The sequence below is a fragment of the Vibrio sp. L85 genome (assembly GCF_963871815.1).
In the GTDB taxonomy this organism is placed as follows: Bacteria; Pseudomonadota; Gammaproteobacteria; order Enterobacterales; family Vibrionaceae; genus Vibrio; species Vibrio harveyi.
Window position 1 is genome coordinate 1 of the sequence record NZ_CAWMYL010000114.1, and the last position, 22,683, is coordinate 22,683.

Annotated in this window: 14 protein-coding genes and 1 riboswitch; of the genes, 8 read left to right on the top strand and 6 right to left on the bottom strand. The window is 45.1% G+C overall.

All coding sequences use genetic code 11. The annotated features are described in order from the left end of the window. Window positions 1-654: 654 nt before the first annotated feature. Entirely contained in the window at window positions 655-1,980 is a 1,326-nt protein-coding gene (locus AACR11_RS11755) for a cation:proton antiporter (RefSeq protein WP_029789694.1), read from the bottom strand. Window positions 1,981-2,169: 189 nt separating this feature from the next. On the opposite strand from AACR11_RS11755, the gene metH reads away from it, so the two are divergent. Continuing rightward, on the top strand, window positions 2,170-5,850 hold the full coding sequence (gene metH / locus AACR11_RS11760) for a methionine synthase (RefSeq protein WP_029789693.1): 3,681 nt from the start codon (window positions 2,170-2,172) through the stop codon (window positions 5,848-5,850). Between the two features lie 67 nt (window positions 5,851-5,917). Here metH and lysC read toward each other — a convergent pair whose 3' ends face one another. Continuing rightward, on the bottom strand, window positions 5,918-7,270 hold the full coding sequence (lysC, locus tag AACR11_RS11765) for a lysine-sensitive aspartokinase 3 (RefSeq protein WP_029789692.1): 1,353 nt from the start codon (window positions 7,268-7,270) through the stop codon (window positions 5,918-5,920). Between the two features lie 123 nt (window positions 7,271-7,393). Continuing rightward, a riboswitch (Lysine riboswitch) is annotated at window positions 7,394-7,572 on the bottom strand. A gap of 223 nt (window positions 7,573-7,795) precedes the next feature. Here lysC and AACR11_RS11770 point away from each other — a divergent pair. Then, entirely contained in the window at window positions 7,796-8,917 is a 1,122-nt protein-coding gene (locus AACR11_RS11770; RefSeq protein WP_029789691.1) for a pyridoxal-phosphate-dependent aminotransferase family protein, read from the top strand. Between the two features lie 57 nt (window positions 8,918-8,974). Here AACR11_RS11770 and AACR11_RS11775 read toward each other — a convergent pair whose 3' ends face one another. From AACR11_RS11775 to AACR11_RS11790, 4 genes are all read right to left on the bottom strand, one after another. Further along, window positions 8,975-10,759, bottom strand: a complete 1,785-nt coding sequence (locus tag AACR11_RS11775) for a PglL family O-oligosaccharyltransferase (protein WP_017187912.1) — start codon at window positions 10,757-10,759, stop codon at window positions 8,975-8,977. A gap of 67 nt (window positions 10,760-10,826) precedes the next feature. Beyond that, window positions 10,827-13,649 carry an excinuclease ABC subunit UvrA gene (gene uvrA, locus AACR11_RS11780; RefSeq protein ID WP_029789689.1) on the bottom strand — a complete coding sequence of 941 codons (2,823 nt, stop codon included), beginning with the start codon at window positions 13,647-13,649 and terminating at the stop codon, window positions 10,827-10,829. 137 nt (window positions 13,650-13,786) lie between these two features. Further along, window positions 13,787-14,659 carry a UTP--glucose-1-phosphate uridylyltransferase GalU gene (gene galU, locus AACR11_RS11785; RefSeq protein WP_005444317.1) on the bottom strand — a complete coding sequence of 291 codons (873 nt, stop codon included), beginning with the start codon at window positions 14,657-14,659 and terminating at the stop codon, window positions 13,787-13,789. Between the two features lie 161 nt (window positions 14,660-14,820). Further along, on the bottom strand, window positions 14,821-15,465 hold the full coding sequence (locus AACR11_RS11790; protein WP_009698824.1) for a LuxR C-terminal-related transcriptional regulator: 645 nt from the start codon (window positions 15,463-15,465) through the stop codon (window positions 14,821-14,823). A gap of 294 nt (window positions 15,466-15,759) precedes the next feature. Here AACR11_RS11790 and AACR11_RS11795 point away from each other — a divergent pair, with 294 nt between their 5' ends. From AACR11_RS11795 to mshL, 6 genes are all read left to right on the top strand, one after another. After that, window positions 15,760-16,299 (top strand): single-stranded DNA-binding protein, encoded by a 540-nt coding sequence (locus AACR11_RS11795; RefSeq protein WP_005444320.1) that lies wholly within the window; start codon window positions 15,760-15,762, stop codon window positions 16,297-16,299. A gap of 251 nt (window positions 16,300-16,550) precedes the next feature. Then, the gene (csrD, locus tag AACR11_RS11800; RefSeq protein ID WP_009698823.1) at window positions 16,551-18,560 is read left to right on the top strand and encodes an RNase E specificity factor CsrD; all 2,010 of its coding nucleotides are present in this window, start codon (window positions 16,551-16,553) and stop codon (window positions 18,558-18,560) included. Window positions 18,561-18,571: 11 nt separating this feature from the next. Then, the gene (locus AACR11_RS11805) at window positions 18,572-20,020 is read left to right on the top strand and encodes an MSHA biogenesis protein MshI (RefSeq protein WP_005444325.1); all 1,449 of its coding nucleotides are present in this window, start codon (window positions 18,572-18,574) and stop codon (window positions 20,018-20,020) included. Continuing rightward, on the top strand, window positions 20,017-20,667 hold the full coding sequence (gene gspM, locus AACR11_RS11810; protein WP_005444327.1) for a type II secretion system protein GspM: 651 nt from the start codon (window positions 20,017-20,019) through the stop codon (window positions 20,665-20,667). The genes AACR11_RS11805 and gspM overlap by 4 nt, the downstream gene beginning before the upstream one ends. Then, complete coding sequence (locus AACR11_RS11815; protein ID WP_009698822.1) at window positions 20,660-20,989, top strand: hypothetical protein; 330 nt, start codon at window positions 20,660-20,662, stop codon at window positions 20,987-20,989. The genes gspM and AACR11_RS11815 overlap by 8 nt, the downstream gene beginning before the upstream one ends. 20 nt (window positions 20,990-21,009) lie before the next feature. Further along, window positions 21,010-22,653 carry a pilus (MSHA type) biogenesis protein MshL gene (gene mshL, locus AACR11_RS11820; RefSeq protein ID WP_029789687.1) on the top strand — a complete coding sequence of 548 codons (1,644 nt, stop codon included), beginning with the start codon at window positions 21,010-21,012 and terminating at the stop codon, window positions 22,651-22,653. The last annotated feature ends 30 nt before the right edge of the window (window positions 22,654-22,683 follow it).

The following is a 22,683-nucleotide window of genomic DNA, read 5'->3' on the forward strand; positions in this document are numbered from 1 at the left end:
CTTATTCAGACAAAGCCCTAGCAGAAATGCTAGGGCTTTTTCGTATCTGACAATTCAAATTCACCTATTGGTGTATGAACTCCGCCCGTGTGTGAGTCCAATTGAGTGCAAGTCCAGCCGCTCCGCCACTTATTTAGAAACCTAGTCTCCGGACTGGGTTTTGTCATTTCTAGAGTACGATTCCCTCTTTCTAGAAAACGAGCCCGCAAAAGTTTCAGATAACCTGCAATTTCTTCCGACGTCCCTACCTTAATTACTGTTATTCAGAAAAACACCACACAACGATGTGGTTCGACAGAACAACTTTTGTATTTAGATACTCATTGACTTTTCAACTAGAGCTCAGTGGCTCGTAAATTTGCTTGAGCATTAATGTTTGGACTTCGTCACACTCACATAGAGCGTCTTGTCCTCGCTAGTAAAGATCTCGAGGTTTGCAAAAGTGAATCTGATAGATTTTGCTAGCTATCTTTATGCATTCCTGTAGATTTTTCTCAAGTTGAAGCTATTCATTACCACTTTGGCTGTATTTGGTTGATCGAACTATAAAAGGTGCTGGGCTAGGGAATAGAGTATTGTCTAGAGGTCTAGTCGCGAACAAAGTATAAAAAAGGCAGCCAGTTGGCTGCCTAATTCTAAGAATTATCGTGGTACTTATTCTTGAGATGCTTTTGCTTCTTGTGGTTCCGATGAAACTTCTGCTTCCATGTTTTTCTCTGCTTGTTTCGCTTTCTCAATCATTGGTGTAATGGTTGAGCCTTGGATAAGGATTGAGAACACAACCACCGAGTAGGTCATCACCATGATGATCTCTTTCACATCAATCAATTTCTCTGGAATAACTAAGATACCCGATGGGATTGATAGTGCCATAGCTAGAGCGAGGCCGCCGCGCAAGCCACCCCAAGTTAAGATCTTAATAGACCAAGGATTATATTTTCTATAGCGCTTAAATCCGATGTAAGAAATGAACACGCTTAGATAGCGAGCAGCCAGTACTAGTGGTACTGAAATTGCCATCATGATCCAGTCTTCTTTGTGGAATTCGAACAGCAGCATCGACATACCAATAAGAAGGAATAGCACGCCATTTAAGAACTCATCGACCAATTCCCAAAAGTGGTCTAGATGATCTTCACTCTCTTTAGAGAAGCCAATGAAGCGCGTCCAGTTACCGATCATGATGCCCGATACCACCATCGCAAGTGGTCCAGATACGTGAAGGTATTCTGCAAATGCGTAACCAGCGGTTGGTACACCTATAGTAAGTAGTAGTTCCATTGAGTGGTCATCAGTTGCGCTGATTAGGTAATGGAAAATTAAACCTAGTACGAAGCCGTAAACGATGCCACCAATCGCTTCTTGAATGAATAGAAGTGTCACACTGCCAACGGTAGGAGCTTCAGTACCGAAGGCGATGGTGAATAGTGTTACGAAAATTACCAGACCAAAGCCGTCGTTAAACAGAGATTCACCTTCGATCTGTGTAGAGATTCGTTTTGGTGCATTAAGCTTTTTAACAATGGCGAGTACTGCAATCGGGTCGGTTGGGGAGATAAGCGCACCGAAGAGCAGACAGTAGATGAGGTCGAATTGAATGCCGATAACTTGGCAGAAGCCGTAAAGTACAAAACCGATAAAGAAGGTTGAGAAGAGTGTTGCACCTAAAGCGAGTACGGTGATTTCCCATTTTTGATCTTTGAGGTTAGGGAGTTTGATACCCAAACCACCGGCAAAAAGTAGGAATCCGAGGATACCTTTAAGAAGAAAGTCCTCGAAGTTAATGCTGGTAACAGTTTCGGTCGCTATCTCGGTGAGATGAAACCAATCATTTTGACCTGCGATTAGAATGAGGAGTGAAAGAATCATCGAACCGGCAGTGATTGCGATGGTGGTTTGCATCTTTCCTATCTTACTGTTTACAAAGGCAATAACCATTGCCGCTGCAGATAGAAAACATAAAGTATGATAGACCGACATAGAGCTCTCTATTTGTAACATTTTATGAATGGAATTCTCGGACGATGTTGACTAAATAGCAAACATTTTTTCGAGATTATTTTGTAACTCGACGGAGACAAAATAATCAGTAATTCGTATTTTAGACGTCTAGACTCCTTTAATTTGTGTGATAGGATGGAGAGATAACTAAAGGAATGAGGCTGTACTGTGGGAAGTAATGTAAGACAACAGATTGAAGCTCAATTAAAGCAACGTATCTTGCTGATCGATGGTGGTATGGGCACCATGATTCAGGGATATAAACTTGAAGAGCAAGACTATCGAGGAGAGCGCTTTGCGGATTGGCATTGTGATCTAAAAGGCAACAACGATTTGTTGGTGCTCACTCAGCCTCAATTGATTAAGGAAATTCACAGCGCTTACTTAGAAGCAGGCGCTGATATTCTTGAGACCAACACCTTTAACGCGACGACGATCGCGATGGCTGACTATGAAATGGAAAGCCTGAGTGAGGAAATCAACTTCGCAGCTGCAAAGCTTGCTCGTGAAGCTGCTGATGAGTGGACGGCAAAAACGCCAGAGCGCCCACGTTATGTCGCGGGTGTGCTTGGTCCAACAAACCGTACTTGTTCTATATCCCCTGATGTAAACGATCCGGGCTATCGTAACGTCAGCTTCGATGAGCTTGTTGAAGCTTATTCAGAATCAACTCGAGCTCTGATCAAAGGTGGCTCTGATCTTATTCTGATCGAGACTATTTTCGATACACTTAATGCTAAAGCTTGTGCTTTCGCAGTTGATAGCGTCTTCGAAGAATTAGGTATCGAGTTGCCAGTAATGATCTCCGGTACCATTACTGATGCTTCTGGACGCACCCTCTCAGGTCAAACTACGGAAGCCTTCTATAACTCTCTTCGTCACGTTAACCCGATTTCATTTGGTTTGAACTGTGCGCTTGGTCCTGACGAACTGCGCCCGTATGTAGAAGAGCTTTCTCGTATTTCGGAATCTTTTGTTTCTACTCACCCAAATGCGGGTCTACCGAATGCATTTGGTGAATATGACCTTTCGCCAGAAGATATGGCGGAACACGTTAAAGAGTGGGCGGAGAGTGGTTTCCTCAACCTAATTGGTGGTTGTTGTGGTACCACGCCAGAGCATATTCGCCATATGGCAATGGCAGTTGAAGGTGTGAAACCTCGTGATTTGCCTGAGCTTACGGTTGCTTGTCGTTTATCCGGTCTTGAGCCTCTTACTATTGAAAAAGAGACGCTGTTTATTAACGTAGGAGAGCGTACTAACGTTACTGGTTCTGCTCGATTTAAACGTTTGATCAAAGAAGAGCTCTATGATGAAGCGCTAGAGGTCGCCCGACAACAAGTTGAGAACGGCGCTCAGATTATCGACATCAACATGGATGAAGGCATGTTGGATGCAGAAGCGTGTATGGTTCGCTTCCTAAACCTATGCGCATCTGAGCCTGAGATCTCCAAAGTGCCTATCATGGTCGACTCTTCTAAATGGGAGGTGATCGAGGCGGGTCTGAAGTGTATTCAGGGCAAGGGCATCGTAAACTCCATCTCTTTGAAAGAAGGTAAAGAGAAGTTTGTTGAGCAAGCAAAACTGATTCGTCGATACGGTGCCGCAGTTATCGTTATGGCGTTTGACGAAGTTGGTCAGGCAGAAACACGTGAACGTAAGTTAGAAATCTGTACTAACGCTTATCGTATCTTGGTTGATGAAGTCGGTTTCCCACCAGAAGATATCATTTTTGACCCGAACATATTTGCGGTTGCGACGGGCATCGAAGAGCACAACAACTACGCCGTGGATTTCATCGAAGCGGTTGCTGACATCAAGCGTGACTTGCCTCACGCGATGATCTCCGGTGGTGTGTCTAACGTTTCCTTCTCATTCCGCGGTAATAACTACGTTCGTGAAGCGATTCATGCGGTGTTCCTATACCACTGTTTTAAAAACGGTATGGACATGGGCATCGTGAACGCGGGTCAGTTAGAAATTTACGATAACGTTCCTGATAAGTTACGTGAAGCAGTAGAAGATGTGGTTCTTAACCGCCGTGATGATTCGACCGAGCGACTACTTGATATCGCGGCAGAATACGCCGGAAAGGGTGTCGGCAAAGAAGAAGATGCTTCTGCACTAGAGTGGCGTACTTGGGCGGTAGAAAAACGTCTAGAGCATGCGTTGGTTAAAGGCATTACTGAATTCATCGTTGAAGATACCGAAGAAGCTCGCCTTAATGCATCCAAACCACTGGAAGTAATCGAAGGTCCATTGATGGACGGCATGAACGTGGTTGGTGACTTATTTGGTGAAGGTAAGATGTTCCTTCCGCAGGTAGTGAAATCAGCGCGTGTTATGAAGCAGGCGGTAGCGCACTTAGAGCCTTTCATTAATAAAGAGAAGCAAGCCGGTTCTTCCAACGGTAAGATCTTACTGGCTACGGTAAAAGGTGACGTGCACGATATCGGTAAAAACATTGTTGGCGTGGTTCTGCAATGTAACAACTACGAGATCATCGATCTTGGCGTAATGGTGCCATGTGAGAAGATCCTCAAGGTAGCCAAAGAAGAAAACGTCGACATTATTGGTCTTTCTGGTTTGATTACTCCGTCCCTCGATGAAATGGTGCATGTAGCCAAAGAAATGGAGCGTCTTGACTTTGATCTTCCGCTTCTGATTGGTGGTGCGACAACATCCAAAGCGCATACGGCGGTAAAGATTGAGCAAAACTACAAACATCCAGTGGTTTACGTCAATAACGCTTCTCGTGCGGTTGGTGTATGTACATCATTACTTTCAGACGAACTTCGTCCTGGCTTTGTTGAGAAACTTGACGTGGATTATGAACGCGTACGTGATCAGCATAACCGTAAGAAGCCGCGCACTAAGCCTGTTACTTTAGAAGAAGCAAGAGCGAACAAAGTCGCGATTGATTGGGATAAGTATACGCCTCCTGCTCCGGTGAAGCCGGGCATCCATATCTTTGATGACTTTGAAGTGTCTACTTTGCGTAAGTACATCGACTGGACACCTTTCTTTATGACTTGGTCGTTAGTCGGTAAGTACCCAACAATCTTTGACCATGAAGAAGTGGGCGAAGAGGCGCTGCGCCTGTACAAAGATGCTAACGAACTATTAGATCGTGTTGAGCGTGAAGGGTTACTCAAAGCGCGCGGTATGTGTGGGCTGTTCCCTGCTGCAAGCGTGGGGGATGATATCGAAGTCTACATCGATGAATCGCGTACAGAAGTGGCGAAAGTGCTGCATAACTTGCGTCAGCAAACGGAGAAACCAAAAGGCTTCAACTACTGTCTGTCTGATTATGTTGCACCGAAAGAGTCTGGTAAGCGCGATTGGGTTGGTGCTTTTGCAGTAACTGGTGGTATCGGTGAGCGTGAACTTGCCGACGAATACAAAGCGCAAGGTGATGATTACAATGCCATCATGATTCAAGCGGTAGCGGACCGTCTGGCGGAAGCATTTGCTGAGTATCTACATGAGCGTGTGCGTAAAGAGATTTGGGGTTACGCTGCGGATGAAGCTCTGTCGAATGAAGACCTGATTCGTGAGAAATACCAAGGTATTCGTCCTGCTCCTGGCTACCCAGCATGTCCAGAGCATACTGAGAAAGGACCGCTTTGGGAGCTTATGAATGTTGAAGAAAACATTGGAATGTCACTGACATCGAGCTATGCGATGTACCCAGGTGCATCCGTTTCGGGTTGGTACTTCTCGCACCCTGACTCTCGTTACTTTGCGATCGCTCAGATCCAAGAGGATCAGCTGCAAAGCTATGCTGATCGCAAAGGCTGGGATAGGATCGAAGCGGAAAAATGGTTAGGTCCCAACATTAACGGTTAACCAAACCAGATCGAAACGAAAAGGGCTGCTATGTGCAGCCCTTGCTTATTAGTGGATGAAAGAGTTTTTATTGCTCGAACAATTCAGTATGCAGTTTTTGAATCGCTTGGCGAGATACCGACTCGTGAACAAGGAAGCACAGGTTATGTGGACTTGCTCCGTAACAGATCATACGTAGGTTGAAGTCTTCTAGCGTGCCAAATACTTGCTTCGCGTAGCCTTTGCTTTCACTCATGTTGTTACCAATCAGAGCGACGAGACATAGGTCGTGTTCTACTTCTACTTTACATAGCTCTTCAAGCTCTTCACGCGCGGCTTGTGGTAACTGAGGAGCACCGCCAGACGTGTCTGTTTGGTCAAGAGTGAGTGACACACTGATTTCAGATGTGGTGATCAGATCTACAGAGATTTTGTGCTTCGCTAGGATCTCAAATACTTTGGCTAAGAAGCCGTATGCGTGGAACATGTTAGCACTGCGTAATGTCACCATGGTTTGGTTGCAGCGCAGAGCAAGTGCTCGGAATAAAGGTGAGCTCTCTACTTGGTGGCGGATCCATGTACCACCTTTTTCCGGTTCTTTAGACGAGCCTACGAATACAGGGATGTCGTGACGAAGTGCCGGAACTAGCGTTGAAGGGTGTAGAATTTTTGCGCCGAAGTTTGCCATCTCTGATGCTTCGCTAAAGCTGATCTCTGGGATTGGCGCTGCTTTTGAGGCGATACGTGGGTCTGTGGTATAGATGCCCGGTACGTCGGTCCAAATCTCTAGACCTGCTGCTTTCACACCTTCTGCAATGAGTGCTGCACTGTAGTCACTGCCGCCACGACCAAGCGTGGTGGTATTACCTTCTTCATCTGAGCCAATAAAACCTTGGGTGATAACCACATATTCTTGGCAAAGTGGTACTAACTTTTCTTGTGCTAGCTGCGAAATTGTCTCGACATTAGGTTCAGCTCGACCAAAATTACCATCGGTTTTTAGCACGTCGCGAATATCAAAACGAACTGCGTTCACACCACGCTCACGCATTAGTTGTGCAAGGATATGAGTCGACATTAATTCACCACAAGCGACTAAATGGTCTGTCAGTTTGGTGCTTGCTTGGATTGAAGCGGCCTCTGCCAAGCTGGTGACGGTATCAAGAATCGAATATACCTCTGCCGCAGCTTCGGTTGCGTCCTCAAGTTGCGACAGAATCGATTCGTGGATGCCTGCTAGTTTCTGAAGTACTTCCGCACGATGTTCTTGGTCTTGAACACCATTTGCCAGTTCAACCAATAGGTTAGTGACACCTGAGCAAGCGCTGCTAACCACAAGGCGAGTATTTGGGTTGTTTTCTATAATAGTGGAGCAACGGCTCATTGCCTCAAAGTTGGCAACACTGGTTCCACCGAATTTTGCTACGTTAAATGCGCTCACTGCGTTCTCCCACGACTTCCTGAAAAAATTACAACAATTAATAGGTTGCCTAATACATCCAATGTTTGGTGAGGAAAGGAACAGAGCAAATAGAGAGGTAGTTAGAATGTAATTTGAAAATTTACCCTCAGAAGCTCTTCATCATACGGCGCTGATGACAGTTGATGGGATTCAACCCAAGTCAACCGACAAGTCAAATCCTGCAACTTTGACTTACCTCGGCACTACTCCCCCTGAGTGATTGGTATTGGAATTGCGGCTCCACAAATCACCTGCCTGGGCAGTGCTCCTCTTCTGCATAAAGCTTAAACATTGAACGGTTTTACTGTCACATTGTCAACCAATATCTCAACCAGAATGAAAGTTTTTATTAACGAATTTGTGACAGTGGTTTGACCTCTATACTTAGGGCTAATTGCCGATAGAGGAAAAATCTATTAGGGTGAAAACTTCAATACCTGAGCCAATCTTTTGAATAGAACTTTTATAACGCTCAGGATGAATGACTGCAATCAAGGAGCTGACATGCCGATCCAAAGCTTTATTCCCCCACATCGTATTTTAATGGGACCTGGTCCATCTGATATTTCACCTCAGGTTTTACAAGCGCTTAGCCGTCCAACGGTTGGTCACCTAGACCCACTTTTCATTGCTATGATGGATGAACTAAAACAACTGCTTAAATACGCTTTCCAAACGGAAAATGAATTTACTATCGCAGTCTCTGCGCCGGGTAGTGCAGGTATGGAAACGTGCTTTGTCAACTTGATTGAAAAGGGCGACAAAGTCATCGTCTGCCGCAATGGTGTTTTCGGTGAGCGTATGCGTGAAAACGTGGTTCGTGCTGGTGGGGAAGCGGTTGTCGTCGATGATGAGTGGGGAACGCCTGTATCGGTCGATAAAGTTGAAGAAGCGTTAAAGCAGCACCCTGATGCTAAGATTCTTGCTTTTGTTCATGCAGAAACGTCGACGGGCGCGGTGAGTGACGCTCAAGTCTTGGGTAAGCTTGCGAAGCAATACGGTTTGCTATCGATTGTCGATGCTGTGACTTCGCTTGGTGGTGTACCTCTCAAAGTCGATGAATGGCAGTTAGATGCTGTGTATTCTGGCAGCCAAAAATGTTTGTCTTGTGTTCCCGGCTTATCGCCAGTGACTCTTTCTCCGGCTGCTATTGAGAAGATTCAATCCAGGACGACACCGGTTCAAAGCTGGTTCTTGGATCAAAGCTTAGTATTAGGTTACTGGAGTGGAGAAGGCAAACGCAGCTATCACCACACTGCGCCGGTGAATAGTTTGTATGCGCTACATGAAGCTCTACTTATCCTTAAAAATGAAGGCTTAGAAAATGCATGGGCGCGTCACCAGTTAATGCATGAGAAGCTTAAAGCGGGTCTGCAAAAACTAGGTTTTGAATTCGTGGTAGAAGAAGAATATCGACTACCGCAATTGAATGCGATTTATGTCCCTGAAGGAATTGATGAAGCAAAAGTGCGCAATCACTTACTTGAAACCTACAACCTAGAGATTGGTGCAGGTCTTGGTGCACTTGCTGGTAAAGCATGGCGAATTGGACTGATGGGCTATGGTGCTCGACCTGAAAATGTTGCTTTGTGTTTGCGAGCTTTAGAAGAGTCACTGACTGAATAATCTGCCTTGGTAAATGAGGTAAAGAAAAGCGAAGGTTATTCCTTCGCTTTTTTGTGTTTATTGCTCAGCGCTGGACGTTGGTGTTGGTGAGGCTGAGATAGCTTGAGAAGGTGGCTGATAGTTGACGCCACTGAAATCAATTTTAGGGAACAAGAACTGTGCCTCTGCACGAATTTGTTCTGCCTTGCTTGTGTCATCCAACCCTTGATATGCCAGTATCAAGTTGTTGTAAAACGCTGGGCGTGGCTTGTCTTTAATGATTTCCAGAGACCAATCAATGTAAGGCTGAATCAAGGTTGGATCTTGTTTATATAAGCCGATGTTTAAGAAAGTACTGTATACATCCCAATCGAAACGATCTTTCCAAACCACAGGATTTGTCACCTGATTCAAGATGTCCGGGTTGGTCGGGCGCGTTGTTTCAAACTTGGTTAAGACATAGTTGGTGTGCAATGCGCTAACCATATAGAAAGTAAATACTGCTGGAATGACGAGGCTACATACTCGCAATAAACTTTTGGTTACTTTGCTAAACGGTGCTTGGCGGTAACGAGAAACTCGTTGGTCGACCCAATAAAGCAGAATCACAAAGATCAGCCAATGCACCAATGAATGATAGAAGGGATATTCTAATTGCGAGTGCAGCACGATTGGAATAAACAGTGCCAGCAGTGCTAAGCGAGTACCGCGTTTGGCTTGGTAGATGCGATATAGCACTAACGCCATTGCCAAAAAGATCCCCAGAATTGGCAACAATCCGCCTTCTACCGCCCAGTACAACAATTCATTGTGCGGGTGGTCCATCGATGGCAAGCCCGCAGGATAGCTTTCATTGAGTGCATGCTGACGCGCTGTGTATAGCATGTATTCTGACTCAAACTTGCCGTAACCGTACCCAGTGAATGGCTTCTCAATCACCATGTCCAATGTTTGCGGGAAGGTGTAAGCACGTGGTGACTCCATATTCACCTTTTCACTGGCAAGACCGTTTCCATCTGGGAAGGCAATATTCATCACCACAATCGACAGCGCGAGACCTGTTGCCATCGCCATCACCCATCGAACAAAACGTGCACGCGTTGCAAAGCGATACATGTATGGAATCACCAGCAAAATAGCAATGATGGATGCTAGCCAACCAGTACGAGAGGCAAGGGCAACGATAAGAGGCAGTGTCAGTACAGGTACGGCGTACAACAGGTAAATATCGCTGAGTTTACGAGAATATTTGTAAGGCTGTCTGGCGAGTAGATAGCTGGCAATCACTAAACCAGTTGCAAGGAAGCTCGCCATGACATTTGGTTGCTGGAAGATGCCATAAGGGCGGTTAGCTATCGTGTCGTATCCAAATACGTTTCCTGGTTTAAGGTAAAGATATTGCGTTAAACCGAAAATCGCTTCGATAACAACGGCAAGGACAATAAACCACAACAAGCGCTGGCGATGCTTGTTACTGAAGTGGAACTGCTGCAGTACAACGAAGAACAACATGCCGCACCACAGACCAATCAGTTTATTTGCTGCGAGCGCACTATCCGCATTGGGGTAGAAGATAGGTAGCGTCATGATGATACAGCTGATCAACAGACCGATTGTTAATTTGGAATAGCGTAATACACGATTGGTCGCAAGCTGGTAGCAGCCAATACCAAGTGCAAAGCTGAACGCAATCCACGTGGTCGCATTAAAAGACAGTGCTAGTCCAGAGCCACCCGGATTAGGCATGAAGAAGTGCATCGCCAGCAGAAAGAGTGCTGCTAACGCGATGAGAAACTTGCGGTTAAGAGGAACTTGGACTTTCCCTGGAGAAAGCTTAGTTCCACTGACGTGTATAGTTGCCATAGTTATTGTGTTGTTTTGAATGAAAAAAGACCAGCATTGGCTGGTCTTTGTACTTTACCTGTTTTTTCTACTTCAACATAGGCTTAAGGAAGCGAGCTGTGTGCGAACCTTCGATCTGAGACACATCTTCAGGCGTTCCTTGTGCGATGATCTCACCGCCGCCTTGTCCGCCTTCGGGACCTAAGTCGATAATCCAGTCTGCCGTCTTAATTACATCGAGGTTATGTTCAATGACGACAACGGTATTTCCGTGGTCTCGCAGACGGTGCAGTACAGTTAGTAGCTGCTGGATATCGTGGAAGTGCAGACCGGTTGTCGGCTCATCCAAAATGTATAAGGTTTTACCAGTATCACGCTTAGACAGCTCTCGAGCCAGTTTCACACGCTGAGCTTCACCACCTGACAACGTAGTTGCTGCTTGACCTAAGCGAATGTAAGACAAACCAACATCCATTAGCGTTTGCAGCTTACGAGCAATCGCTGGCACTGGGTCGAAGAAAGTACGTGCATCTTCTACCGTCATTTCTAGTACTTCATCAATGGTCTTGCCTTTGTAACGAACCTCAAGTGTTTCGCGGTTGTAGCGTTTACCTTTACACACATCACAAGGAACGTAAACGTCAGGTAAGAAGTGCATTTCCACCTTGATTACGCCGTCGCCCTGACAGGCTTCACAGCGACCACCACGAACGTTAAAGCTAAAGCGCCCCGGTTTGTACCCGCGAGAGCGCGACTCTTGTGTACCCGCAAACAGTTCACGAATCGGAGTAAATATGCCTGTGTAAGTGGCAGGGTTTGAACGTGGTGTGCGACCGATAGGGCTTTGGTCAATGTCGATAACTTTATCGAAGTGCTCTAAACCTTTGATCGCTTTGTATGGTGAAGGGTGCGCCGTTGTTGCACCGTTTAATTGAGTATGGGCAATCTTAAAGAAGGTATCGTTGATCAGAGTCGACTTACCTGAACCGGATACACCGGTGATACAACTGAACAAGCCAACAGGAACGGAAAGATCGACATTCTTTAAGTTATTACCTGTTGCACCAAGTAGTTCAACGGTTTTCTTTGGATCGCGTGGCGTACGCTCTTTTGGTACCGCAATCTCTTTCGCGCCACTGAGGTACTGACCAGTCAGTGAGTTCGGATTGGCGATAATCTCGTCCATCGTACCTTCAGCGACCACGTTACCACCGTGTACACCTGCGCCTGGACCGATATCGATCACGTGATCAGCGCAACGAATCGCATCTTCATCGTGCTCAACCACTAATACTGTGTTACCCAAATCTCTTAAGTGGGTTAGGGTTTTCAATAGGCGTTCGTTATCACGCTGGTGGAGACCAATCGATGGCTCATCTAGAACATACATGACGCCCACTAAACCAGCACCAATTTGGCTTGCTAAACGAATACGTTGAGCTTCGCCACCCGATAGGGTTTCCGCGCTGCGCGATAAGTTGAGGTAGTTCAAACCCACGTTAACTAAGAACTGCAAGCGGTCGTTGATTTCCTTCATCACTTTTTCAGCGATTTGGGCGCGTTGACCTTCGAGCTTCAAAGTGTGGAAGAATTCCAATGCGTCGGCGATGCTGAGTTCAACAATCTCTGGTAGTGTCGTATCAGCAATAAAGACGTTACGAGCTTCAAGGCGCAGACGAGTACCGCCACAGCTTGAACAAGACTTAGTAGATATGTATTTCGCAAGCTCTTCACGTACCGAGTTAGATTCAGTGTCGCGGTAACGGCGTTCAAGTGTATTCAGGATCCCTTCAAAAGGATGGCGCTTAACGCGAATGTCACCACGATCGTTAATGTACTTGAACTCTACTTCAGTACGCCCCGATCCTTTAAGAATGATGTCTTGGGTTTTCTTTGGTAGAGAGTTAAATGGTGCGTGAAGATCGAAGCCGTAATGATCCGCCAGCGCTGTCAACATCTGGAAGTAATAGTAGTTCTTTTGATCCCAACCGCGAATCGCACCTTGTGCCAAACTCAGCGTTTCATCTTGAATGACTCGGCTTGGATCAAAGTATTGCTGCACGCCTAAACCATCACAAGTGCCACACGCGCCTGCAGGGTTGTTGAACGAGAACAAGCGAGGCTCAAGTTCTTGCATGCTGTAGCCACAAATTGGACAAGCAAAGTTGGCTGAGAAGATCACTTCTTCGCCTTCGCCGTCCATTGGTGCCACAACCGCAATACCACCAGAAAGCTCTAGCGTGGTTTCGAAGGATTCAGCTAAACGTTGCTGCAAATCTGGGCGAACTTTAAAGCGGTCCACAACTACTTCAATAGTGTGTTTCTTGTGCAGTTCTAGCGGCGGTGGATCAGAAAGATCGCAAGTTTCACCATCGATACGTGCGCGGATGAAACCTTGAGCTGCTAGGTTTTCCAGTGTCTTAACGTGCTCACCTTTACGCTCTTTCACGATAGGAGCAAGTAGCATCATTTTGCTGCCTTCTGGCAACTCTAAGACTTTATCGACCATTTGGCTGATGGTTTGTGCTGCTAGAGGCGTATGGTGTGTTGGACAACGAGGTTCACCAACGCGTGCGTAAAGTAGACGCAGGTAGTCGTACACCTCAGTAATAGTACCAACAGTAGAGCGTGGGTTATGTGATGTTGATTTCTGCTCAATCGAGATTGCAGGAGACAAACCTTCTATGTGGTCAACATCTGGTTTTTCCATAAGAGACAAAAACTGGCGTGCGTAAGCTGATAAGGATTCGACGTAACGTCTTTGACCTTCAGCATACAAAGTATCGAATGCGAGAGAGGATTTACCAGAACCACTCAAACCAGTAATGACAATCAGTTTATCGCGGGGGATAGTGAGGTTGATGTCTTTGAGGTTATGGGTGCGGGCACCACGAACTTCTATTTTATCCATCGTTTTTGCTCTATGTATAACCAAGTGACGCAAGTATTACATAGTGTGAGAAATGTGCAAAGAAAATACTGGACAAAAAAACAGTAAAAGAAAGCCCAGCATTAAGCTGGGCTTTAGAATCAGTAAGTTTGAGTTATTTACACTTCTTTCTTCGTTGCGTGTTTACCTAGCTCAGACTTCTTTTCGTCTTTTAGGTATAGGTTTTCGAAGCAGTAGTTTGTGGCTTCGATGTAACCTTCTACGCTACCACAGTCGAAACGTTGACCTTTAAATTTGTACGCCAATACACAACCTGCTTTTGCTTGCTTAAGCAGTGCGTCAGTGATTTGGATTTCGCCGCCTTTACCCGGTTCCGTGTTTTCGATCAGTTCGAAAATGTCTGGAGTCAGGATGTAACGACCGATGATCGCTAGATTACTTGGTGCAGTGCCTTGTTCTGGTTTCTCAACCATGTCGTCTACGCGGTAGATGTCATCTTTGATCATCTCACCAGAGATTACGCCGTATTTATGAGTTTCTTCTTCTGGTACTTCCTGAACAGCAACGATTGAACAACGGAACTGCTTGAATAGCGCTACCATTTGAGCCAACACGCCTTCCTGCTCGTTCACACAAAGGTCATCGGCAAGTACTACTGCAAATGGTTCATCACCGACCAATTCGCGACCGGTAAGGATTGCGTGACCTAGACCTTTCATCTCACGCTGGCGGATGTAAGTGAAGTTTGCAGAGTCAATGATTTCACGGATATCAACCAATAGTTCTTCTTTGTTTGTTCCGCTGATTTGGTGTTCCAGTTCGTAGTTTTTATCGAAGTGGTCCATGATTGAGTGCTTACCACGACCTGTTACGATGCACATGCCATTCATGCCAGCTTGGATGGCTTCTTCTACACCGTACTCAATCAGTGGCTTGTTCACTACAGGCATCATTTCTTTGGGCATAGACTTAGTCGCTGGGAGGAAGCGCGTACCATAGCCAGCTGCAGGGAACAGACATTTTTTAATCATTGGGGGAATATCCTTTCTCATTTTTTAATCAAGAATCTGGGCATCACTTTAACACGAGAGATGCATATGAATCATGAATTAAGTAGGAAAAAGTACGTCAATTTGAGCCTAAATAAGCATGAGCCATCACTGTATGAGCGAAATTGTGTTGTTCATCTGATTTATGACAACAGGTTTTGGTCTGCCCAAGCGATAGCTTGAACGCGATTCTTTACGGAGAGCTTTTTGAATATCTGATAAAGGTGAGATTTAATGGTGAATTCACTGACGAACAATTCTTCTGCCATTTGATTGTTAGATGCTCCTGCCTGAAGACAACGTAAAACTTGCAACTCACGGATGGTTAAGTCCACGGTTGCTGGGGCGGTGTGCGTGCTGAGGACATTGCGATAATAGTGAAGCAATTGACTAGTGACATTTCTTGGCAACCAGTTCTGACCATTCACGATTTCTCTCAAGCCTTCACCTACCTGCTCTAGAGAGTCTTCCTGATAAAATACGCCTTTTAGTTGCCCAAAAGACAACAACTCATCGGTGGTTAAGCGTTTAGGAACATTGAATATGACCGTTTCAAAATTCTTCCAAATTAAAGGCAAGTTTTTGATCGATTGTACGAGTGTTTTATGTTCACTAAAGTCAATCAACAGGATTTTATTGCGATGCTTTGGATTGGCTTCCATCAGTGCTTGTGTGGAGATGACAGGGATATCAATATCAGTGTATTTCACGAGCGCTTCGACTTTTTTCTCTGCGTCGTCTTCCATACTGATCAAAAACAATTTTCTCGCATAAGCTGATTTTTTCACGCGCCCTAATCTCCTTGAGTGAAGTTCCATGAGGTCAAAAACGCAAATACGGTGTCATCAATCACAATTTGGAGCTATAGCGTTAGAGAGGAAATGCGTTGAGATTCAAAGGTTCGCGAAACGATATCTGCAAAACGAATCAAAAATGCTACGCCTAGAGGTTGGAGTGAGATTTTGATTCCACAATTTCTAATCTCAGAACACAATGGGATTAGGCTTTAATCAAAACACCAAAGCGTGTATTCTTATGCGCTAAAATTTTATATATAGATCCAGAGTGAAACGGAGCACATCATGGCCAGCCGTGGAATTAACAAAGTTATTTTGGTGGGGAATCTAGGTAACGACCCTGAAATTCGTTACATGCCTAATGGCGGTGCAGTAGCAAACATCACGATTGCAACTTCTGAGTCATGGCGTGATAAAGCGACTGGCGAACAGCGCGAAAAAACAGAATGGCACCGTGTTGTGTTATTCGGCAAGCTTGCTGAAGTAGCGGGTGAGTACCTACGTAAAGGTTCTCAAGTTTACGTTGAAGGTCAACTTCAAACTCGTAAATGGCAAGACCAAAGTGGTCAAGATCGCTACTCAACAGAAGTGGTTGTTCAAGGCTTCAATGGCGTAATGCAAATGCTTGGCGGTCGTGCTCAAGGTGGCGCTCCAATGGGTGGCGGTCAACAACAGCAGCAACAAGGCGGCTGGGGTCAACCTCAACAACCGGCTCAACAGCAGCAATACAACGCTCCTCAGCAACAGCAACAACAGGCTCCGCAGCAACAACAGCCGCAATATAACGAGCCGCCAATGGATTTTGACGACGATATCCCGTTCTAAAATCTAATTGATATTGAATTTAAAAGGCCGCGAATTTCGCGGCTTTTTTATTCCCGTTATGTTCTGTCATTGTGGTTCACATTATTTCCGTATCGCCACAAAAAGGCAGCAACTCTCAAATATCGAATGATGCCTTGTTTCTTTCCGCCTCAGCTTCTCACATTCATACGAATGCGATTGTTTACTGAACGCTTATCAAGTATAAACATTTCAACAAGGTATATGATGAATAGAAAAGGAATTTGGTATTCATGAGGTATACCCCAACTCTTAAGCTAAGCACGCGGCTGGTGGCTTTTGTCACCATGATCGTCATTTGCGCAATGTTTATCTTGTTTGTCGGCGGCACCCTCTCTTTTAAGCGACTAGGGCAAGAGTATCTCAACCATTATTTGGAAGGGATCGTTGAAGTGGTTGATAAAGAGATGGAAGACCCTGACGCAGCATATTCCATGCAGCGTTGGATGCCAAAGATGCTACAGGCAAGTAACATTGTTGAGATGACGCTCTCGACGAATAACGCCGTCGTATACCGCTTCAAAGACACCTCCCACAAGATAGACAGTTCCATGTTGTTTGAGCATGAGTTTCAGCTCACTCACAACCAAGACTATGTCATCTACTTTAAGGCTATTCCTCCTTATTTAGGCTACGGCTATTCAATGCAAGCTTTGTGGTCGATTACGCTCGCGGTCATCTTGATCATCTTCTGCTTGATGCGTGGTGTTGCATGGCTCAAAGAACAACTTGCTGGCTCTGAAATGCTCGAAGAGCGCGGTCGTATGATCTTAGCTGGGCGGGTTGAGCAATACGCGAAAGGTGATGAGCGAGAATGGCCATACACGGCAAGCGAAGCATTGGATGTATTAATTGAAGAGCTGCAAGATGCCCGCCAAGAGCGCAGTCGCTTTGATACCTTTATTCGTACTCAAACTTTCCTCGATAAGTTAACTGGTACAGCAAACCGAGTTTTGTTTGATAGTAAGCTTGAATCGGCGCTGTTAGAAAGTGGGGCTCGTGGTGCAGTGATGCTGATACGAGTTCAAGATTGGAAATCTGTAGAAGAAGAACAGGACAAACAAACTTGCGATGAATTTATCGTTGAGATTGGTAGTTTACTGTCCAATTTAGTTCAACGTTATCCCGATGTCGTATTTTCTCGTTACTACGATGCTGACTTTGCGCTTTTCTTACCTCACCAAGCAGCGAAAGATGTCGCAAACTTGGCGTCTCAATGTATTCGTCAATTAGAAAAACTCCATCCTCCTTATCCATTGGATTCTGATAACTGGTGTCATATCGGAATCACCATGTACAAAGAAGGAGAGCGTCATAGCCAAATCATTGATGAAGCAGAAACCGCATTGCGTAGTGCCCAATTGCAGAACAACAATAATTGGAGCCGTTTTAAAAAGTGGAATCATGATGAAGAAGCACGAGGCAGTGTGAGATGGCGTACGCTATTTGACACAGCACTCACGTCTGAAAATGTGATACTCTACGCACAATCAGCCTATTCAATAAGTGATGTGGCGCATAAAAAACCATTGCACGAAGAGTTAACATGTCGGATTCGCGATCCGGAAAATGGCATTGTTAAAGCTTCTCGTTTTATTTCTGCCGTTCGTCAAGTCGGCTATGAAGCGCAAATGGATCGCGCCGTTATTGGTACATTCTTAAAAGACTTTAAACACAACTTTGATAGCTCTAAGCAATATGTACTTAATCTTCATGTTGTGCCTTTTGGGCAGCGAGAATATTTCAAGTGGTTCCGTGATGAACTCTTACAATTGTCACGGGAGCAAAGAAAGTGTCTCATTTTTGAGTTTGTGGAAGCACAATTTGTAAGACACTTAGACTTTATGCGACCAGTCGCTAAAATGCTGTCCGGTTTAGAATGCTACGTAATGATTGGGCAGGCCGGACGTACCATTGTCAGCACGCATTACTTAAAAGAAGTAGACATTCGTTATCTCAAGCTTCATCGCAGCTTGGTAACAAAGATCGATCAGAGACATGAAAACCAGTTGTTTGTTCGCAGTATGTTGGGTGCGGCCGCAAACAGCAAAACAAAAATAATAGCAGTGGGTATTGAGAATAAGCACGAGTTGAACACGCTTAATGAGTTGGGTGTTCACGGTGGGCAAGGGCGTTACTTCTCTTCTGAAGAGCAGTACCTTCCTCGTTCTACACCGGCGCCGACTTCTCAATCTGAATCCCAAGTTAAACTGGGACGAAGAAATCGCTGGCGAAAAAAATAAAGATAATAATCATGGATTTTAAAGCAGTACTCGACAAGCTCAAGCGATCATCGGTCGGTGGTCGCACTTGCTTTTTGGTTATTCAGCCAGACGCAGTTTATTTATCATCACCGACGAAAAGCAGCCGACCATCTAAATTTGAGATCTCAGAATCAAATTGGGAACGTGCCTGTGAACAGGCATTAAGTGTAGCTGCAAGCTCTTATGATTCGTTAACGGTTGTGTTAGCTCACAACTACTATCAGATGTACCAAATCGACAAGCCTGCTATGCCTCGCAATGAGTGGCCATCGGCGTTGCCGTTTTTGTTAAAAGAGCTGATATCAGAGCGTGCTATTGACATTATTGCCGATGCAGTAGAGCTACCAAACTCGAATAAAGTCCAAGCTTATGTTCTTTCTCGCAAAATTCTCGATAAGATTGTACTGCTTGCGAGTCGAGTTCAACTGAGCCTTGAAGCGATTATTCCTGAGGATGACATCTGGGGTGATACCTCAGGTGAACTTGGTAATTTCTTATTGCTACAACGCAGCGCACGCGGACACTTCCGTATCAGCGCATTTGTTGATCATACTATCGCTTTCCACCGCTCTATTCGCAGTGTAACGCCACCATTAACGGGCGTACCTTCGAGTGACTTACAAATGGATAGCTTGTCGCTAGAGCTGCAGCGTTCAATCGATTACCTCTCTTCTCAACTGCGTCATGTTCAGTTGCACCAACTGAAGGTGTGCTGTGATGATGAAGATGAACAAGAACTGGTGGAATCGCTTAACTACCGCTTAAGCACCAAAGTCTCTCCGTTGCTTACTGAAGAACACGAACTATCTGGTCATGTACTGGCAGATACGGCGTTAGCTACGTCCAGTGAGCGACGTGTCAATCTTTATCCAGACTTCCTTAAACCGAAGAAGAATTTATTAACCCTCAAAAACGTTGCTATTTCTTGGGGTGTTGCGGCTGCGTTGATCTTTGTTTCTTACGGTTATGTGACTTGGCAAAGCCAAGGTGTAGAAGATGAAATTGCGATTGTGAAAAGCAAGGGCGATATCATGAAGTCAGAACTTCAACACCAACAAGCCAAATTACGTAAGCATCAGCCAGACACCAATAAGATCGCAGCCAAAGCGCGTTTAGAGCGTGAAGTAAAAGCGAAGCGTGACTCATTAAAAGCCGTTGGTAAGTACGATGATTCACAACGTACAGGCTATTCTGGCGTAATGCAGGCTTTAGCCAAGTTGGGCAGCAACAACATTTCTTTGTCTGCAATTCGTATTGATGCATCGACTTTAGATCTCCAAGGTTTGGCGAGATCGCCAAGCGCAGTTCCGAATTGGGTAAGCCAGTTTAAAAATGAAATTAGTCTTGTAGGGCGCACGTTTGATGACGTAAAAATCGGACGTAATGAAGACAACATCGTGACCTTTGAATTGAAGACGCGCGGAGACAAAGAGAAATGAATGAGTTTTGGTCCTCGTTAGAAGAGCGCTTCGATGAAATGAGCGGGCGTGAAAAAGTACTCATCGCACTGTGTGGTTTAGTGACGGTAGTGATGTTGCTTTTCACTTTGGTCTTGGAGCCAAAACTGAATGAGGTTACGAGTAACGATAAGCAGCTACGTAACTTAAAACAGACGAATCAACAGACAGAAATCGAGATCTTACGTATTCAAGCGCAGTTGAAAAAAGATCCGAACGCGGAAATTGATCAAGCTATCTCTCAATTGCTTATGGAAAGCCAACACCTTTCAATGCAACTTTCAGAGATCATCGAACATTTGATTACTCCTTCGCAAATGGCAAGTTTGTTAGAGAGTGTCTTAGAGCAGCAAAGTGGTATTCATTTGGTATCTCTACAAACTTTACCTGCTGAACCAATTACAGAAGACAAAGAAGCGTCGCAATACTCGGGTTATTACGTACACCCTGTGCGCATGGAGCTGACTGGCGATTACTTTTCAATTGCTAACTATCTGACGAAATTAGAAGGTTTACCAGCGAGTTACTACTGGCGAAGCTTTAGCTACAACGTGGAAGAATATCCAAAAGCAAAACTTGTACTGGAAGTTTACACCTTAGGTTCACGAGAGGAGTTTATTGGTGGTTAAGCAAATCATAATCTCCCTAATGCTGACAGTTGTTGCTGGTCATAGCTGGGCAAGCCAAGACCCAACAGCACCATTAGGCTGGCAAAAGCCAGTCACAGAGCAAACAAAGCCGAAAGCAAAACAATATCGCTTGCCAACACTGAACAGTATTGTATGTAAACCAAATACTCAATGCGTGGCGATTTTGAATAACCGTATTGTTGAGCCGGGAGCGAAACTCAATGGCTACCGTGTAGCCAGTATCAACAGTGAATTTGTAACTTTAAAGCGTGGTGACCGTCAGTGGAAACTAGAGCTTTTTGGTTTAAACGTAAAAAAATAATAACCAGAGCCTGATCAGATATGCGCAAATTAGTTGTAGGAATCGTGGTTGCTTCCTTAATGGGTTGTTCTATGGGGCACCGAGACCCAGTGGAAGTGAAGCAAGCACTTAATGAGTCTATCAATGAAGCAAATAGCCGTGCACTAGAAGAGATCCCTTCTTCTGTAGAAGCCGATCTTATGCCGAACTTAGACACTAGCGTGTCTTCAGAGCAAGGCACTTTAAAGCGTTTTAGAATCCAAGCGAACGCAGTAGAAGCTCGTAGCTTCTTTGCCTCTTTGGTGAAAGGAACTGAATACAGTGTGGCTATCCACCCAGCAGTGCAAGGCAACATCACCGTTAACCTTTCCGACGTCACCCTAGATGAAGTGCTCAACGTTGTACAAGACATGTATGGCTACGATGTTGTGAAATCAGGCAAAGTGATTCAGGTTTATCCTGCTGGTATGCGCACAGTGACCATTCCTGTTGATTATCTTCAGTTCAAACGTTCTGGCCGCTCACTGACCAGTATCGTGACGGGTTCTGTGACATCTGCGGGCACTTCTAGCTCTGGTGGCAGTTCTGACGATTCAGATTCTTCTGATTCAAATAACAACAACGGTGATAGCTCAACCACATCGACTGGCGGTACACGCATTGAAACCATCACCGAAAGTGATTTTTGGCCGATGCTGCAACAAGCCGTTGCAAACCTAATTGGTTCAGGTCAAGGCCAAAGTGTTGTTGTTACGCCACAAGCGGGTGTGATCACCTTACGTGCTTTCCCTGATGAAATTCGTGAAGTTCGTGAGTTCTTGGGCGTTTCTCAGGAGCGTATGCAGCGCCAAGTTATCCTAGAAGCGAAGATTTTAGAGGTGACGCTAAGTGATGGTTACCAGCAAGGTATCAACTGGTCGAATATGACTGCTTCTATTGGTAATTCAGGTAGCGTAGTTATCAACCGTCCAGGTCCTACAGGTGGTCTACCTCCATTGGATGCGATTGGTTCACTTTTAGGTGGGCAAACTAATATCACCATCAGTGATGGTAACTTCTCAGCCGTGATGAACTTTATGGCGACGCAGGGCGACTTGAACGTGCTTTCTAGCCCACGTATTACCGCAGCAAATAACCAGAAATCAGTTATTAAAGTCGGTACCGACGAGTACTTTGTAACCGAACTTTCTAGTAATGCGGGTAATGGTGAAAACTCTAATGCGGTTCCTGAAGTTGAGTTGACGCCTTTCTTCTCAGGGATCTCTCTAGATGTTACGCCACAGATTGACAACAAAGGTAACGTATTCCTGCATGTTCACCCTGCCGTAATTGAAGTGGAAGAAGAGATTAAGAAGCTAAACCTTGGTGGTGACTTCAACAACGTTCAACTCCCGCTGGCAAAAAGCTCGATTCGAGAATCTGACTCAGTGATTCGCGCAAAAGATGGCGATGTGGTGGTTATTGGCGGCTTGATGAAACAGCAAAATATCGAGCAAGTGTCAAAAGTACCGTTCCTAGGTGATGTGCCTGCACTTGGTAACTTGTTCAGAACTATCAATAACGTATCGCAGAAAACAGAACTCGTCATTCTTCTTAAACCAACAGTTGTTGGCGTAAATACATGGCAGAAAGAGCTAGAGCGCTCACGTGATTTACTGCAAGAGTGGTTTCCTGACGCTGAGTAATTGGCGTTAGGAAGTCTCTGTTTAACGTGG

What these genes read in the sequence shown, in the direction of transcription:
- AACR11_RS11805 (WP_005444325.1), top strand. Translation starts at nt 18,572, where the DNA reads ATGGATTTTAAAGCAGTACTCGACAAGCTCAAGCGATCATCGGTCGGT.
- AACR11_RS11775 (WP_017187912.1), bottom strand. Translation starts at nt 10,759, where the DNA reads ATGGCAACTATACACGTCAGTGGAACTAAGCTTTCTCCAGGGAAAGTC.
- AACR11_RS11770 (WP_029789691.1), top strand. Translation starts at nt 7,796, where the DNA reads ATGCCGATCCAAAGCTTTATTCCCCCACATCGTATTTTAATGGGACCT.
- uvrA (WP_029789689.1), bottom strand. Translation starts at nt 13,649, where the DNA reads ATGGATAAAATAGAAGTTCGTGGTGCCCGCACCCATAACCTCAAAGAC.
- AACR11_RS11795 (WP_005444320.1), top strand. Translation starts at nt 15,760, where the DNA reads ATGGCCAGCCGTGGAATTAACAAAGTTATTTTGGTGGGGAATCTAGGT.
- gspM (WP_005444327.1), top strand. Translation starts at nt 20,017, where the DNA reads ATGAATGAGTTTTGGTCCTCGTTAGAAGAGCGCTTCGATGAAATGAGC.
- AACR11_RS11755 (WP_029789694.1), bottom strand. Translation starts at nt 1,980, where the DNA reads ATGTCGGTCTATCATACTTTATGTTTTCTATCTGCAGCGGCAATGGTT.
- csrD (WP_009698823.1), top strand. Translation starts at nt 16,551, where the DNA reads ATGAGGTATACCCCAACTCTTAAGCTAAGCACGCGGCTGGTGGCTTTT.
- galU (WP_005444317.1), bottom strand. Translation starts at nt 14,659, where the DNA reads ATGATTAAAAAATGTCTGTTCCCTGCAGCTGGCTATGGTACGCGCTTC.
- mshL (WP_029789687.1), top strand. Translation starts at nt 21,010, where the DNA reads ATGCGCAAATTAGTTGTAGGAATCGTGGTTGCTTCCTTAATGGGTTGT.